This is a genomic window from Pseudomonas sp. HMWF032, from assembly GCF_003060885.1.
Taxonomy (GTDB): domain Bacteria; phylum Pseudomonadota; class Gammaproteobacteria; order Pseudomonadales; family Pseudomonadaceae; genus Aquipseudomonas.
On record NZ_QAIG01000005.1, the window covers coordinates 1,167,883 to 1,183,085 of the forward strand.

Here is a 15,203-nt window from a genome sequence, read left to right on the forward strand (position 1 = left end):
TGTCACCCACCCAAAGATAGGGTGACGCCGGCTTTTAAGGCTGGCCTCACCGACCGTTGGTCGCCTGCCTCTCTGTGAGTTGATGCGGTGCATGAGACCGGTCGAGGGTGTCATGCTCGTGAACATTACTCACACTGTTCAACGAGGTTATTTGATGCCCGCTATTGATCACCCTTTGATTGATCGTTTTCTTGAGTCGTTATGGTTGGAGAAGGGGCTGTCCGCACACACCCAGGCCGCCTATCGCAGTGATCTTGCGTTGTTCAATGGCTGGCTGCAGGTACGTGATGTGCAGTTGCCGGATGCTGGCCGCGAGCTGATTCTCGATCACTTGGCCTGGCGCTTGAGTGAGGGTTACAAGGCGCGTTCCACGGCGCGTTTGCTCTCGGGGTTGCGGGGTTTTTATCGTTTTTTAGTGCGTGAACAGCTGATCAGTCGAGATCCGACGCTGCAGGTTGAGTTGCCACAGTTAGGTCGTCCTTTACCTAAGTCGTTGTCCGAGGCCGATGTTGAGGCGTTGCTGAGTGCGCCTGATCTGGATGACCCGATTGGCTTGCGCGACCGGGCAATGCTTGAGGTGCTGTATGCCTGTGGTCTGCGCGTCAGTGAGTTGATTGGCTTGACGCTGGAGCAGGTCAATCTGCGCCAAGGTGTACTGCGCGTCTTCGGCAAGGGCAGCAAGGAGCGCCTGGTGCCGCTGGGCGAGGAGGCGATCTCCTGGATTGAGCGTTATAGCAAGGACGCGCGGCCGTTTCTGCTGGATGGCAAGCCCAGCGATGTGCTGTTTCCTAGCTTGCGTGGCGAACAGATGACCCGGCAGGCCTTCTGGTACCGGATCAAGCACCAGGCCAAGGTGGCGGGGATCGCCAAGAGTCTGTCGCCGCACACCCTGCGCCACGCCTTCGCCACCCATTTGCTCAATCATGGTGCCGATCTGCGCGTGGTACAGATGCTTCTTGGGCACAGCGACCTGTCGACCACGCAAATCTATACGCACATTGCCCGCGCGCGCCTGCAGGAGCTGCATGCGCAGCACCATCCGCGAGGCTGAGAACGCCGTCTGGCCTGCCGTGATCGGTCTGTTCGGGCTTCTATGGTAGGCTGTGTCGACTTTATTCAGAGCGTCTATCGGCAGGAGTTTGTATGCGTTTCAACCGCATTGTTGTCGCGTTGGCCTTGAGCCTGACCAGCACTATTGGCGTTGCTGCCGATCCTGATCAGGCCATCCGTAATACCCTAAAAGTGATTGACCCTGAGCTGCCGATCGAGGCCATTGCCGAGAGCCCGATGACCGGCTTGTACCAGGTGCAACTGCAAGGCGGTCGCCAGCTGTATGCCAGTGAAGATGGCCAGTTCCTGCTGCAGGGCTACCTGTTCCAGGTCAAGGATGGCAAGCCTGTCAACCTGACCGAAGCCGCCGAAAGCAAGGGCGTGGTCAAGCTGCTGGATGCCATTCCAGCCTCGGAAATGGTGGTGTTTGCGCCCAAGCAGCCGAAAACCCATATCACCGTATTTACCGACACCGATTGCGGCTATTGCCAGAAGCTGCACAGCGAAGTGCCTGAGCTCAATCGTCTGGGCGTCGAGGTGCGTTACCTGGCCTTCCCGCGCCAGGGCCTGGAAAGTCCGGCAGCCCAGGAACTGTCGAATGTCTGGTGCGCCAAGGATCGTCAGGATGCGATGAACCGTGCGAAAACTCGTCAGAGCGTTGCAGATGCGCAGTGCGACAGCCCGGTTGCCAAGCAGTACGCCCTCGGTCAGATGATCGGCGTCAGCGGCACGCCGGCCATCGTGCTGGCCAATGGCAAAATCATTCCCGGCTATCAGCCAGCGCCTCAGCTGGCGAAAATAGCTCTGGAATCCAAGTGACCTGAGGCTTGCACCTGATTGACTATTAAACAGCCGCTTCGTATGGTGCGGCTCTTTTTCCACGGCCGGGGCTTGCTCCGGCCGTTTTACGCAGTGCAGATGGGGAGTTCAGTGTGAAACCGGTGAAAGTAGGCATCTGTGGGCTGGGAACCGTCGGTGGCGGTACGTTGAATGTGCTCAAGCGAAATGCCGAGGAAATTACCCGGCGTGCAGGGCGTGGTATTGAAGTTGCCCAAATTGCCATTCGCTCGCCCAAGCCGCAGTACGACACAACCGGTATTAGCCTGACCAGCGATGTCTTCGAGCTGGTGAACAACCCTGAGATCGACATTGTTATCGAGCTGATAGGCGGTTACACCCTGGCCAAAGACCTGGTGCTCAAAGCCATCGAAAACGGCAAGCATGTGGTCACCGCGAACAAAGCGCTGATCGCCGTACACGGCAATGAAATCTTCGCAAAAGCGCGTGAAAAAGGCGTGATCGTCGCCTTTGAAGCCGCCGTAGCCGGTGGCATTCCGGTGATCAAGGCGATTCGTGAAGGCCTGGCGGCCAACCGGATCAACTGGCTGGCCGGTATCATCAATGGCACCGGTAACTTCATCCTCAGCGAAATGCGCGAGAAAGGCCGCACCTTTGAGGATGTACTGGCCGAGGCGCAGGCACTGGGGTATGCCGAAGCCGACCCGACCTTCGACGTCGAAGGCATCGATGCCGCGCACAAACTGACGATTCTGGCTTCTATCGCTTTTGGCATCCCGCTGCAGTTCGATAAGGCCTACACCGAAGGCATCACCAAACTGACCACTGCGGATGTGAATTACGCTGAGGCGCTGGGCTACCGCATCAAACACCTGGGCGTGGCCCGTCGTACCGAGGCGGGTATCGAATTGCGCGTGCACCCGACGCTGATTCCGGCGGATCGCCTGATCGCCAACGTCAATGGTGTGATGAACGCCGTCATGGTCAATGGCGATGCGGCGGGTAGCACCTTGTTCTACGGCGCGGGTGCGGGCATGGAGCCGACGGCGTCCTCGGTGATCGCTGATCTGGTTGACGTGGTCCGCGCCCTGACGGCGGATCCGACCAACCGCGTGCCGCATCTGGCTTTCCAGCCCGACGCGCTTTCCGATCACCCGATTCTGCCGATCGAAGCCTGCGAGAGCGCCTATTACTTGCGCATTCAGGCCAAGGATCATCCGGGCGTGCTGGCTCAGGTGGCGAGCATCCTGTCGGCGCGTGGCATCAACATTGAGTCGATCATGCAGAAGGAAGCTGAGGAGCAAGACGGCTTGGTGCCGATGATCCTGGTTACCCATCGTGTGCGTGAGGCGCAAATCAACGAGGCCATCAGCGCCCTTGAAGCCTTGACCGATGTGGTCGGCAGCGTTGTGCGTATCCGCGTCGAGCAGCTGAACTAATCCGCTTTTGGCCGCCGCAGCCAGGCTGCGGCGGCTCTTGAAGATTCAACCGAAGGTTTGCCCCTATGCGCTATATCAGTACCCGTGGCCAGGCACCGGCCCTGAATTTCGAAGACGTGCTGCTCGCCGGCTTGGCCAGCGATGGCGGCCTGTATGTACCGGAAAACCTGCCGCGCTTTACTCAGGAAGAAATCGCCTCCTGGGCCGGTTTGCCGTATCACGAACTGGCCTTCCGCGTGATGCGCCCGTTCGTCACCGGCAGCATTCCGGATGCGGATTTCAAAAAGATTCTTGAAGACACTTATGGCGTGTTTGCCCATAGCGCCGTCGCGCCACTGCGTCAGCTGAATGGCAATGAGTGGGTGTTGGAGCTGTTCCATGGCCCGACCCTGGCGTTCAAAGACTTTGCGCTGCAACTGCTCGGCCGTTTGCTCGATTACGTGCTGGCCAAACGCAATGAGCGCGTGGTGATCATGGGCGCGACCTCCGGTGATACCGGTTCGGCCGCCATTGAGGGCTGTAAGGCCTGCGAGAACGTCGACATTTTCATCATGCACCCACACAACCGTGTGTCCGAGGTGCAGCGCCGGCAGATGACCACCATCCTCGGCGACAACATTCATAACATCGCCATCGAAGGCAACTTCGATGACTGCCAGGAAATGGTCAAGGACAGTTTCGCTGACCAGGGCTTCCTCAAGGGCACCCGTCTGGTGGCAGTCAACTCGATCAACTGGGCGCGGATCATGGCTCAGATCGTGTACTACTTCCATGCGGCCCTGCAGCTCGGCGGCCCGGCGCGCTCTATCGCGTTCTCGGTGCCGACTGGTAACTTCGGTGACATCTTCGCCGGCTACCTGGCGCGCAACATGGGCCTGCCGATCAGCCAGCTGATCGTCGCCACCAACCGCAACGACATCCTGCACCGCTTTATGAGCGGTAATCAGTACGTCAAAGAAACCCTGCACCCGACGTTGTCGCCGTCCATGGACATCATGGTGTCGTCGAACTTCGAGCGCCTGCTGTTTGACCTGCACGGCCGTAACGGTGCGGCGATTGCCGAGTTGATGGTCAACTTCAAGCAGGGCGGCGGCTTCAGCGTTGAGGAAGACCGCTGGACCGAAGCGCGCAAGCTGTTTGATTCGCTGGCGGTGGATGATGAACAGACATGCGCCACCATCACTGAGGTGTTCAACGCCTGTGGTGAGTTGCTCGACCCGCACACGGCGATCGGCGTGCGCGCCGCCCGCGAGTGCCGCCGCAGCCTGGGAACACCGATGGTCATCCTCGGCACGGCGCACCCGGTCAAATTCCCGGAAGCCGTCGAGAAAGCGGATGTGGGTCAGGCACCGGCGCTGCCGGCGCATTTGGCAGACCTGTTTGAGCGTGAAGAGCGTTGCACCGTACTGGCCAATGACCTGAAAACCGTTCAGGCCTTTGTGGCGCAGCATGGTAACCGCGGCAAGCCGTTGTAACGGTCACAGTGCTCGGAAAAACGGCACCCGCGAGGTGCCGTTTTTTATGGGCGCAGCTTAGGTGCCGAGGCTGAAAGACTGGCGCACGCACAAGGGGCTGAACAACTGGCGTGCCCGGTAGTGAACATATTGCAGGCTGTTGACCGGCAGCTTACGTGGGTGCTCTTCTGCCAATTCGATCAGCCGTGCGCGAATCAGGGGGGCGTCTACACGCTGGCGATACAGGCCGAGAGTGATGTGCGCGTGATAGGGGCTTTGCCGCACCTCTTGGCTGTGTTCGCTCAGTAAGGTGCGCCAATGCTGCAACTGGCCCGAGGGGTCGCTGACCGGCAAGAAGGCGGCGCTGGCAAAGCTGTCAGGCTGGCCAATCTCTAGTGTCAGTGGTTGCCGAGAAGCGCGTCCGATCGCCTTGAATTGCTGCTGACGTTGCCGCTTGCTGACGTCATCATTGTGCCGCGCCTGGCCACTGATAAAACCGCAGACAAACACCGTGATGTGCGCCTGGCGGCGCCCGGGCGGGTGCAGCCAGTCGCTAAACGCATGTTGCAGGCAGGCGATATGCGCCAGCAGGTGCGGGCATTGCACGGGCAGTACCCAGGCGGCATAACGGCTTCGCCCCAGGTGCCACTCCGGGTAATCGCGCTGCTCCGTGATCAGGCTGTGCGTGGGGCCGGTGAGTGGATTGGAGATCAGCACGGCTTAAATCGCGCCTTGGCGTTTCAGCTCGGCGATTTGCGCCTCGCTGTAGCCCAGTGCGAGCAGCACGATTTGGTTGTGTTCTCCGAGGGTGGGGCCGACCCATTGCACCGCGCCGGGTGTGTCGCTGAGTTTGGGTACGATGCCGGGCATCTTGAAGGCTTTACCGTCCGGTAGCTTGGCCGCGAGCAGCATTTCGCGGGCGAGAAACTGCGGGTCGTGGAACATGTCTTCGGCACTGAAAATGCGGCTGGCCGGCACGTCGGCCTGATTCAGGGAGGCCAGCACCTGCGCCAGCGGCAGTGAGCCAACCCAGCGGTCGATCACGCCATACAGTTCATCGCGCCGCGCATCGCGGCCGTCATTGCTGGCCAAGGTCGCGTCGTCGGCCAGGTCCGGGCGGCCGATGGCCTGCATAAAGCGTTTGAAGATCGCATCACCGTTGGCGCCGATCTGGACATGTTTGCCGTCGGCGCTGGTGTGGATGGAGGAGGGCGTGATGCCGGGCATGATGTTGCCAGTGCGCTCGCGAATAAACCCGAACACATCGAACTCCGGCACCATGGACTCCATCATGGCGAAGATCGCTTCATACAGCGCTACGTCCACCACCTGGCCGCTGCCGCCGTTCACTTCGCGGTGACGCAGTGCCATCAGCGCGCCGATCACGCCCCACAGCGCGGCAATCGAATCGCCAATGCTGATGCCGGTGCGCACCGGCGGGCGATCCTCGAAACCGGTGATGTAACGCAGCCCGCCCATGGATTCGCCCACTGCACCGAAACCGGGTTGATCCTTCATGGGCCCGGTTTGGCCAAAGCCAGACAGGCGCACCATCACTAATTTGGGGTTGAGTGCATGCAGCACGTCCCAGCCCAGGCCGAGTTTCTCCAGCACGCCGGGGCGGAAGTTCTCAATGAGGATGTCCGCCTCGCTGAGCAGCTTTTTCAACACCTCGCGTCCGGCCTCATGTTTGAGGTTAAGGGTGATCGACTGTTTGTTACGTGCCTGTACAAACCACCACAGCGACGTGCCCTCATAGAGCTTGCGCCACTTGCGCAGTGGGTCACCGCCGTCGGGCGACTCGACCTTGATCACCTCGGCACCAAACTCGGCGCAAATACGCGAGGCAAACGGGCCGGCGATCAGGGTGCCGAGTTCGATCACTGTCAGGCCGGCGAGGGGTTTGCTGGGCAGCTGCATCGGGTTTCCATCCATCTGACTGAGTGCACGACTCTAACGTGAGCGGGCGGCATCGGGTAGACTTGCCGGCTTATTCGACCAGTCAAGAAGCCCCGTCCATGGCCCTGCCGTCTACCACTTACAAAATCGAGCTGAACCTCACCGACATGGACCGCAGCGTCTATGAAAACCTACGTTTCACGGTCGCCCGCCATCCTTCGGAAACCGAAGAACGTCTGGCGGCGCGGTTGGTGGCGTATGCCTTGTTCTATCACGAGCACCTGGCGTTCGGCCGTGGCCTGTCGGACGTGGATGAGCCGGCGTTGTGGGAAAAGAGCCTGGATGACCGTGTGCTGCACTGGATTGAAGTCGGCCAGCCGGACAGTGAGCGCATCACCTGGTGCTCGCGGCGCACCGAGAAGTTCAGCCTGGTCGCCTATGGCAACCTGCGTGTGTGGCAGACCAAAGCGCTCGATCCGGTGCGCAGCCTGAAGAACATCAACGTCGTTGCCCTCGACCAAGAGGCTCTGGCCAAGCTGGCGCTGGACCTGCCGCGTTCGTTGAACTGGAGTGTGATGATCAGCGACGGCGAACTGTTTATCACCGATGAGCGCGGCCAGCATGAGCTGCCCATTGAGTGGTTGGCTGGCGAGCGCTAAGAACCTATTTACGATCTGCTGCGCGTCGGCCCTGCTGCGTTAAAAACAGGCTCGGCAAGCCGCTTGCGGCTAACGCGCTTTAGCGCAGCCCGAAGGGCGAGCGAAGCGAGTAGTGCTCATTTACAGCTAGTCGTAGTGCGGGCAGCACCCGCCCCGTTTTGATTTCGGCGGGTTGCCCCCGCCCTACAAGATAAAACCACCATGCGTATCGAATCCCGCCCGCTGCCTGAAACCCTTCCTGACCTGGGCGCTCTGCCGCCGTTGCTGACCCGTCTTTATGCTGCCCGCGGCGTACAATCCGCTGCTGAATTGGATAAAGGCCTGGCGCGGCTGATTCCGTATCAGCAGCTCAAGGGTATGGACGCGGCGGTCGATTTGCTGGTGCAGGGGCTTCAGCAAGGTCAGCGCATGTTGATCGTCGGCGACTTCGATGCCGATGGCGCCACTGCCAGTACGGTGGGTGTGCTGGGGCTGCGCATGTTGGGAGCCGCGCACGTCGATTACCTGGTGCCCAATCGCTTCGAATATGGCTACGGCCTGACCCCGGAGATTGTTGCCGTGGCACTTGAGCGTGCGCCGCAGTTGTTGATCACCGTGGATAACGGCATTTCCAGCGTTGAGGGCGTGGCGGCTGCCAAGGCCGCAGGGTTGACCGTACTGGTCACCGATCACCACTTGCCCGGTGTTGAGTTGCCGGCGGCGGATGCCATCGTCAATCCCAATCAGCCGGGCTGCGCGTTCCCCAGCAAGGCGCTGGCCGGGGTTGGGGTGATGTTCTATGTGTTGCTGGCGTTGCGTGCGCGCTTGCGTGACATGGGCTGGTTTACCGCGCAGCGCCCCGAGCCGAATCTCGGCGAGTTGCTGGATTTGGTCGCGCTCGGCAGCGTGGCGGATGTTGTGCCGTTGGATGCCAACAACCGCATTCTGGTGCACCAGGGTTTGGCGCGCATTCGTGCCGGGCGTGCGCGGCCGGGTTTGCGCGCGATTCTGGAAGTGGCCGGGCGTGATCATCGGCGTATCACCTCCACCGACCTCGGTTTTATCCTCGGTCCACGCTTGAATGCTGCGGGGCGACTGGACGACATGGCGCTGGGCATTGAGTGCCTGCTCTGTGAAGACGAAGCGCTGGCCCGTGACATGGCCGTGCAGTTGGATCAGCTCAATCAGGACCGCAAGGCCATTGAACAGGGCATGCAGCGCGAGGCGCTGGCCCAGCTCAAGGACCTGCCCCTGGAGGACATGCCCTTTGGTCTGTGCCTGTTCGAGCCGGACTGGCATCAGGGCGTCATCGGCATTCTCGCCTCGCGGATGAAAGAGCGTTATCACCGCCCGACCATTGCCTTCGCCGATGCGGGTGATGGTGTGCTGAAGGGTTCGGCGCGTTCGGTGCCGGGGTTTCATATCCGCGATGCGCTGGATGCGGTGGCTGCTAAACATCCTGCGCTGATCAGCAAGTTCGGTGGGCACGCCATGGCCGCTGGGTTGTCGCTGCCGCAGGCGAATTTTGCGGCCTTTGCGGCGGCCTTCGACGCCGAGGTACGTCGTCAGCTGTGTGAGGACGACCTGACCGGTCGTTTGCTGTCTGACGGCACCTTGTCCATCGAAGAGTTCCACCTGCCGCTGGCCAAGGAGTTGCGCAATGCCGGGCCGTGGGGGCAGCACTTCCCGGAGCCGCTGTTTCATGGCGTGTTTCAGTTGATGCAGCAGCGCGTGGTCGGCGAACGCCACCTTAAAGTGGTGCTGAAAAGTGAGTGCGGCAGCGTGCAACTCGATGGCATTGCGTTTGGCGTGGATCGTGAAATCTGGCCGAACCCGACCGTGCGTTGGGTCGAGCTGGCCTACAAACTGGACGTCAATGAATACCGCGGGCAGGAAAGCGTGCAGTTGCTGATCGCTCATATCCGCCCGCGCTGATTGGTTTAGCTCTTTGCTGCGGGGGTGGCCGAGCCATCGGCCAGTGCCCGCTCGCTCAGCTCATTCCAGCGTGCGAGAAATTCCGGCGGCTGGCTAACGCGCTGCGGGTTTTTCGCCAGGAACACGCCGTGATTATTAAAGGAATACACCGGCAATAGATCGTTGCGCTCACTGGCCGGGCGGATGCGCGGGTCGAGGTTGTCGAGAATCAGTGGTTCTGCGCTGGCCGATGGGTAATAGGCCAGCACCATATGCGCCTGGTTCTGCTGGATGGCCTTGACGAAGGTCAGGCGCAGCTTCTCGCTTGGCACACCCATACGCACCAGGCTGAAGTATTTGGCGATGGCGAAATCTTCGCAATCGCCTTTGCCCAGGCTTAGCGTCTGCGCCGGCGTGGCCCAGTAATCGTCGGCTCCCCAGGCTTGCTGGTCACTGACAAAACTCACTGAGCGGTTGATGAAGTGGTTGACCCGCTCCAGCTGTGCGCGGTCATTATCGCTGGCTGAGTTGTCGAGAAGGTTGAGCCAGCTGGCCAGGCGCGTGTCGCTGAGCGCTGTTGCCAAGGCGCTGTGTGGGGGCGCACTTGCGTCGGCAATCAGAAACGGGCTGTACAGCCAGCAACAAGCGAGCAGGCTGAGCAGCAGGCGATGCGCGGGCTGAGATGTGGCATGCGCCATGGGCGAAGTCTCTGGCGTAGGCTCTTGATAGCCTTTTACCGTAGCGTTTTTCTGAAGTGCCATCCTATCGGCGTCAAATATAGAACGACTACGGTGAAAGTGTGATCACGACCACTCTTTGACAGGTTTGTGACGACTAACCGACGAACAGTCGCTTTTGTCAGCGTTTGGCAATCTTTCGAAGCAATCTGGCGTTAGGTGGGCGGAAACCTTGCTCTCTAGAATCGGTCTGTCTTGCCACACCATGTTGATGGAGAGCGCGTGATGAATACCCGTGGATTGCTTGATCAGTTGCTGAAATCGGGCCAGGACCTGCTGCAGCAGAAGTCCGGTGGTGCCTCCCCTGGCGGCCTGGGCGGTCTGTTGGGTGGGGTGGCCAAAGGCGGGCAAGGCGGCGATCTCGGCACCTTGCTCAAAGGAGCAGGTGGTGGTGCGTTGGCGGCAGGTGCATTGGGACTGCTGCTGGGTAACAAGAGTGCGCGCAAGATGGGCGGTAAAGCCCTCACCTATGGTGGGTTGGCGGCGCTTGGCGTGGTGGCCTACAAGGCCTATAGCAACTGGCAGGCGCAGCAGGCCAGCGCGCCTCAGGCCGAGCCGCAAACCCTGGATCGTCTGCCAGCACCGCAGGTCGAGTTGCACAGCCAGGCCATTCTCAAGGCGCTGGTCGGCGCAGCCAAGGCTGACGGCCATGTGGATGCCCGTGAGCGCGAGTTAATCGAAGGTGAGCTCATCAAACTTACCCATGATGTTGATGTGCAGCATTGGTTGCAGGCTGAGTTGAACAAGCCGCTGGACCCGGCTGACATTGCCCGGGCGGCGAGTACGCCGGAAATGGCTGCGGAAATGTATGTGGCCAGCGTGCTGATGGTGGATGAAGAGCACTTTATGGAGCGTGCCTACCTGGAAGAGCTGGCTCGTCAGCTCAAGCTGGATCCAGCGCTCAAGAGCGAACTCGAGGCACAGGTGCGCCAGGAACTGGTACAAGGCTGAGTCTGTGAAGCCTGTACACCTGGGTTAAGGGTTCTGGCCGCTGCCCTGCGGCCCCCCCTATAATCGGCGTTTTCCCCGCAATGGATGGATGCCCGATGCGCTGCACCTACACAAATTGTCTGCTGAGCCTGGCGATGGTTCTCTTCAGTTCGATGTTGCAGGCTTCGCCCGGCGTGGCGTTGGTCCAGGTGCAGCAGGCCCAGGTGCAGGTATTCCGCACCAGTACGGACCTGTTCATTCATCGCGGTGAGGGTGGGCATGCCGAACTGGCGGCCAAGGTGCAGGCTGATCTGGGCAAGCTGCGCGAAAGCCTGGCTACCCTGCAGGCGCAGGCCCAGTCCGATTCGGCTCGGTTGGCTATGGAGCAGCTGCAGGCACCTCTGGCGGCCTTTACCGCTCTGGTCGAGCAGACCTTGGCCTACAAGCCCGGCGAACCGGACCTGCCGTGGGAATTCAACTTTCAGTACAGCAAGGCTCAGCGTGAACTGATTGCGGCTCTGGAATCACTCGAGCAGCAATTGCTCAAAGGTCTGGCGCAGCCACTATCGGCTGCCGACCAGCGCTTGCAGAGTCTGCCGGCCAAGGTGCAATACCTGGCTGCGCGCTACACCGCTCGTGCCTATGTCGGTGATATAGAAACTCTGCCGGAGCAACAGCAGCACTACCTGAATCAGGATATTGACGTGCTGGCCAAGCAAGTCGAAGCCGAGCTGCTCAGCTTGAATGGTGAACTGGCCGATGAGCCAGCGCGTCAGCGGCTGCAACGTGCTACGACACGTTGGAAATTCATCTACCCACGTCTGCTGGATTACAGTGAAAACCTGGTGCCGCTGGTTATCGAGCGGCACGCGGCTGAATTGGCTGGCCAACTACAGCGCTTGCACGCGCAATAACCTTAGGCGCCATGCAAAACTGCGCAGTTCTTGCGGGCGTGTTGGGTACGGTAAAGGGCTTGATCTACCTGTTCCAGAGCTTCAGCCAGATTGCTGCTGTCCGGCGGCCACGGGGCGCCACCGTTGCTGGAGGCAATCACTGCACCCTGTGGGGCCTTGAATCCGCTCCAGGCGATGCTGGGCAACTCGCTCTTCAAGCGCTCCAGAAATGGACGCCATCGGCCACATTGTAGGGCTGCCTGAGAACGCGCAGGTGGCCAATGACCTGCAGCCTGGCCGCTCGGCTTTGTACATCATGATCCAGGCGCGCAATCACCATGTAGGAGATTTCGGCCAGGTGCAGTCCCACTTCCTGGCGGCTGCGTTGGCTGGTGTCATACCCGATCAAGGTGCCCTGCAGCCAGCTCAGCCCTGCGACCAGCAGTGCAATCAGAATGGCAAATCGGCTGCGCATGCTCTGCGATGAGACGACTCCTGCGGCAAAAGGCTTAGCTGTGGTTGGTGTTGTGTATAGAGCGCCGTTGGTCTGTGCCGCGGTGTGAGGCAGGCGATTGCGGGCTGCCAGGTGTCTAGTGACTGCGTTATACTCACCGGCTTTTCCGAAAGTTTGACCTACGAGTGCTGCCAGCCATGGAAATCAACCCGATCCTTAATAGCATCAAGGACCTGTCCGAGCGCACCCAGACTATTCGGGGGTATCTTTGACTACGATCACAAGCATGATCGTCTGGTCGAAGTAAACCGCGAACTCGAAGACCCGAACGTCTGGAACAAGCCCGAATACGCCCAGAGCCTGGGCCGTGAGCGCGCCACGCTGGCGCAGATCGTCGAAACTATCGATGATCTGACCGGCAGCCTGGCCGATTCGCGCGATCTGCTCGACATGGCCGTCGAAGAAGACGATCAGGGCGCGGTCGACGACGTCGCTGCCGAAATCGAACGCCTGCGCGAAATTCTTGAGAAGCTGGAATTCCGCCGCATGTTCAGCCACGAGATGGACCCGAACAACTGCTACCTGGATATCCAGGCCGGTTCCGGCGGCACCGAGGCGCAAGACTGGGCCAACATCCTGCTGCGTATGTACCTGCGCTGGGCTGATAAGCGCGGCTTCAGCGCCGAGATCGTCGAGCTTTCTGAAGGCGAAGTGGCCGGTATCAAAGGTGCCACCGTGCACATCAAGGGCGAGTACGCCTTCGGCTGGCTGCGCACCGAGATTGGCGTGCATCGGTTGGTGCGCAAGAGCCCCTTCGACTCTGGCGCGCGTCGCCACACCTCGTTCTCGGCGGTGTTCGTGTCGCCTGAGATCGACGACAAGGTTGAGATCGAGATCAACCCGTCCGACCTGCGCATCGACACCTACCGCTCCTCCGGCGCGGGTGGTCAGCACGTCAACACCACCGACTCGGCGGTACGTATCACCCACGTACCGACCAATACCGTGGTGGCGTGCCAGAACGAGCGCTCGCAGCACGCCAACAAGGACACCGCCATGAAGATGCTGCGGGCCAAGTTGTACGAGCTGGAAATGATGAAACGCAACGCGGCGTCCCAGGCGCTGGAAGACTCCAAGTCGGATATCGGCTGGGGCCATCAGATTCGATCCTACGTGCTTGATGACTCGCGCATCAAGGATCTGCGTACCGGCGTTGAACGCAGCGACTGCCAGAAGGTTCTCGATGGCGACCTCGACCAGTACCTTGAGGCCAGCCTCAAACAAGGCCTGTAATACCTTTCGATTCCGCCCTCCAGCAGAGGGCGGCAACGACCCTGTGACGGAAACCGATGACCATGAGCGACCAACAACTTGACCCGCACGCCTCTTCCCACGAAGACGGGCAGCACGAAGAAAACAAGCTGATTGCCCAGCGCAAGGAAAAGCTTGCCGCTATCCGTGAGCAGGGCAACGCCTTCCCGAACGATTTCCGTCGTGAGCACTACTGTGCTGATCTGCAAAAGCAGTACGCCGAGAAAACCAAGGAAGAGCTGGCTGAGGCGGCCATTCCCGTCAAGGTGGCGGGGCGCATCATGCTCAACCGTGGCTCGTTCATGGTGATGCAGGACATGACCGGGCGTATCCAAGTCTACGTTAACCGCAAGACTCTGCCGGCCGAAACCCTGGAAGCGATCAAGCATTGGGACCTGGGCGACATTATCTCCGCGGTTGGCACCCTGGCCCGTTCCGGCAAGGGTGACCTGTACGTGGAAATGACCGACGTGCGCCTGCTGACCAAGTCGCTGCGCCCACTGCCGGACAAACACCACGGCCTGACCGACACCGAACAGCGCTATCGCCAGCGCTACGTCGACCTGATGGTCAACGAGGAAACACGCCACACCTTCCGCGTGCGTTCGCAAGTGATTGCGCACATCCGCAGCTTCCTGATGAAACGCGATTTCCTTGAAGTGGAAACGCCAATGCTGCAAACCATCCCCGGTGGTGCAGCCGCCAAACCGTTCGAGACGCACCACAACGCCCTGGACATGCAGATGTTCCTGCGCATCGCCCCGGAGCTGTACCTCAAGCGGTTGGTGGTCGGTGGTTTTGAGAAGGTCTTCGAGATCAACCGCAACTTCCGTAACGAAGGTGTTTCGACCCGGCACAACCCCGAGTTCACCATGCTCGAGTTCTACCAGGCCTACGCCGATTACGAAGACAACATGGACCTGACCGAAGAACTGTTCCGTGAGTTGGCCATGCTGGTGCTGGGCACCACCGACGTGCCATACGGCGACAAGGTGTTCCACTTCGGCGAGCCGTTTGTGCGCTTGTCGGTGTTCGACTCGATCCTCAAGTACAACCCGGACATCAGCGCGGCCGACCTCAACGACCTCGACACCGCTCGCGCCATCGCCAAAAAAGCCGGTGCCAAGGTGCTCGGCTTTGAAGGCCTGGGCAAACTGCAGGTGATGATTTTCGAAGAGCTGGTCGAGCACAAGCTGGAGCAGCCACACTTCATCACCCGTTACCCGTTCGAAGTCTCGCCACTGGCGCGTCGCAGTGACGATGATCCGAGCGTGACCGACCGTTTCGAGTTGTTTATCGGTGGCCGTGAAATCGCCAACGCCTACTCCGAGCTGAACGATGCGGAAGACCAGGCCGAGCGCTTTATGCAGCAGGTGGCTGACAAGGACGCTGGTGACGATGAAGCCATGCACTACGACGCCGACTTCGTCCGTGCCCTGGAGTACGGCATGCCGCCGACAGCGGGTGAGGGCATCGGGATCGACCGTTTGGTGATGCTGCTGACCAATTCACCATCGATTCGTGATGTGATCTTGTTCCCGCACATGCGCCCGCAGGCCTGATACCTACAAGCCGCCTCCGGGCGGCTTTTTATTGCCTGGTTTTTTATGATCAGCCAGTGGATTATTTTCCCCGCTGACTGACTAAGTGATAAGTAACGTGATGAATCGACAGAGGATTGTCTTG

At 60.1% G+C, this 15,203-nt stretch carries 14 protein-coding genes; 10 read left to right on the forward strand and 4 right to left on the reverse strand.

The window, feature by feature from the left end:
* Nucleotides 1-154: 154 nt before the first annotated feature.
* The 4 genes from xerD to thrC all read left to right on the forward strand — a co-directional run bounded on the left by xerD (nt 155) and on the right by thrC (nt 4,762).
* Nucleotides 155-1,051, forward strand: a complete 897-nt coding sequence (xerD, locus tag DBR00_RS08180) for a site-specific tyrosine recombinase XerD (protein WP_108486697.1) — start codon at nt 155-157, stop codon at nt 1,049-1,051.
* A gap of 92 nt (nt 1,052-1,143) precedes the next feature.
* Nucleotides 1,144-1,869, forward strand: a complete 726-nt coding sequence (gene dsbC, locus DBR00_RS08185; RefSeq protein ID WP_108486698.1) for a bifunctional protein-disulfide isomerase/oxidoreductase DsbC — start codon at nt 1,144-1,146, stop codon at nt 1,867-1,869.
* 113 nt (nt 1,870-1,982) lie between these two features.
* On the forward strand, nt 1,983-3,287 hold the full coding sequence (locus DBR00_RS08190; protein ID WP_108486699.1) for a homoserine dehydrogenase: 1,305 nt from the start codon (nt 1,983-1,985) through the stop codon (nt 3,285-3,287).
* A 65-nt stretch (nt 3,288-3,352) separates the two neighbouring features.
* Nucleotides 3,353-4,762: a threonine synthase gene (gene thrC, locus DBR00_RS08195; protein ID WP_108486700.1), complete on the forward strand. Its 1,410-nt coding sequence runs from the start codon at nt 3,353-3,355 to the stop codon at nt 4,760-4,762.
* A 57-nt stretch (nt 4,763-4,819) separates the two neighbouring features.
* Here thrC and DBR00_RS08200 read toward each other — a convergent pair whose 3' ends face one another.
* Nucleotides 4,820-5,458, reverse strand: a complete 639-nt coding sequence (locus DBR00_RS08200) for a 2'-5' RNA ligase family protein (RefSeq protein ID WP_108486701.1) — start codon at nt 5,456-5,458, stop codon at nt 4,820-4,822.
* A gap of 3 nt (nt 5,459-5,461) precedes the next feature.
* Nucleotides 5,462-6,661 (reverse strand): CaiB/BaiF CoA-transferase family protein, encoded by a 1,200-nt coding sequence (locus DBR00_RS08205; RefSeq protein ID WP_108486702.1) that lies wholly within the window; start codon nt 6,659-6,661, stop codon nt 5,462-5,464.
* A gap of 98 nt (nt 6,662-6,759) precedes the next feature.
* On the opposite strand from DBR00_RS08205, the gene DBR00_RS08210 reads away from it, so the two are divergent.
* On the forward strand, nt 6,760-7,299 hold the full coding sequence (locus DBR00_RS08210) for a YaeQ family protein (RefSeq protein WP_108486703.1): 540 nt from the start codon (nt 6,760-6,762) through the stop codon (nt 7,297-7,299).
* A 201-nt stretch (nt 7,300-7,500) separates the two neighbouring features.
* A complete protein-coding gene (gene recJ / locus DBR00_RS08215; protein WP_108486704.1) occupies nt 7,501-9,213 on the forward strand; it encodes a single-stranded-DNA-specific exonuclease RecJ in 1,713 nt (570 codons plus the stop codon).
* A 5-nt stretch (nt 9,214-9,218) separates the two neighbouring features.
* On the opposite strand, the gene DBR00_RS08220 is transcribed toward recJ, so the two are convergent.
* Nucleotides 9,219-9,890, reverse strand: coding sequence for a transglutaminase-like cysteine peptidase (locus tag DBR00_RS08220; protein WP_108486705.1), 672 nt, complete (start codon nt 9,888-9,890; stop codon nt 9,219-9,221).
* A 264-nt stretch (nt 9,891-10,154) separates the two neighbouring features.
* On the opposite strand from DBR00_RS08220, the gene DBR00_RS08225 reads away from it, so the two are divergent.
* Nucleotides 10,155-10,880: a tellurite resistance TerB family protein gene (locus DBR00_RS08225; RefSeq protein ID WP_108486706.1), complete on the forward strand. Its 726-nt coding sequence runs from the start codon at nt 10,155-10,157 to the stop codon at nt 10,878-10,880.
* A gap of 134 nt (nt 10,881-11,014) precedes the next feature.
* Nucleotides 11,015-11,773 (forward strand): hypothetical protein, encoded by a 759-nt coding sequence (locus DBR00_RS08230; RefSeq protein ID WP_146180675.1) that lies wholly within the window; start codon nt 11,015-11,017, stop codon nt 11,771-11,773.
* 193 nt (nt 11,774-11,966) lie between these two features.
* Here the strand turns inward: DBR00_RS08230 and DBR00_RS08240 are convergent, their stop codons facing one another.
* Nucleotides 11,967-12,227 carry a hypothetical protein gene (locus DBR00_RS08240; RefSeq protein WP_108486709.1) on the reverse strand — a complete coding sequence of 87 codons (261 nt, stop codon included), beginning with the start codon at nt 12,225-12,227 and terminating at the stop codon, nt 11,967-11,969.
* A 176-nt stretch (nt 12,228-12,403) separates the two neighbouring features.
* On the opposite strand from DBR00_RS08240, the gene prfB reads away from it, so the two are divergent.
* Nucleotides 12,404-13,499, forward strand: a protein-coding gene (gene prfB, locus DBR00_RS08245) for a peptide chain release factor 2 (protein WP_108486710.1) whose coding sequence is annotated in 2 segments (ribosomal slippage) — nt 12,404-12,475 and nt 12,477-13,499 — 1,095 coding nt in all. Because the reading frame shifts where the segments join, the coding sequence is not laid out codon by codon here.
* Nucleotides 13,500-13,561: 62 nt separating this feature from the next.
* Entirely contained in the window at nt 13,562-15,079 is a 1,518-nt protein-coding gene (gene lysS, locus DBR00_RS08250; RefSeq protein WP_108486731.1) for a lysine--tRNA ligase, read from the forward strand.
* Nucleotides 15,080-15,203 lie beyond the last annotated feature (124 nt).